General features: G+C 66.5%; 1 protein-coding gene. It reads right to left on the bottom strand.

The window, feature by feature from the left end:
- Positions 1-732: EAL domain-containing protein (locus EN964_RS36205; protein WP_164776548.1), on the bottom strand; the 732-nt coding region annotated here is incomplete at both ends.

Here is a 732-nt window from a genome sequence, read left to right as displayed (position 1 = left end):
GATCTTGATCGTGTCGACGGGGAACCGCCGGAGATATTCGAACGAGCTCATACCGGCGCCGAAATCATCGAGGCTGACCCGGCAGCGCCGCTCGCGCGCCTTGCGCACAAACTGTTCGGCGGCGTCGAAATTGGTGACGGCGGCGGTTTCGGTGATCTCGAAGCCGATGCCCGAATGCGGCGCCCCGGTTTCTTCTATGACGTTGTCCACGAAGTCCCAAAGCTGCGGGTCGCTCAGCGTCTGCGCCGACAGATTGAAGCCAAGCGTCAACGCCCCCGAACGCAAGGCGGCACCATGCCGCGACAGCGCGGTGCGGATGATCCAGCGGTCGAGCCGCGACGCGATGCCGAACCGCTCGGCCACCGGAATGAACTCGCCGGGTGGCACCAGCCGGCCGTTGCGGGCGGCGAGCCTGGCCAACACTTCGACATGGCGGCTTTCCAGCCAGGGACGGCCCAGCCGATGGATTTCCTGGCCAAACAGCTTCAGCCTTCCGTCTTCCATGGCATCGACCGTATCGGCGACGACGCGCGCCGCGTTGAGGCCACCCGAACCCGATGCCGTATCGGTGGAGAAGACGGCAAATCGGTTCCGCCCGGCGGCCTTGGCCGCGTAGCAGGCGTCGTCGGCGCAGGCCAGCGCGTCGGCCACCGTCGTGTTGGCGTCATCGACGAAAGCGATGCCGATCGAGGCCGCCAGCTTGCGCGACGTGGCCGTCGATCCTAGTTCGGC

Source organism: Mesorhizobium sp. M7A.F.Ca.CA.001.10.2.1 (genome assembly GCF_003998575.1).
GTDB lineage: Bacteria > Pseudomonadota > Alphaproteobacteria > Rhizobiales > Rhizobiaceae > Mesorhizobium.
Note: the sequence above shows the minus strand (reverse complement) of the source record. Positions and strands in the feature narration are given on the sequence as shown.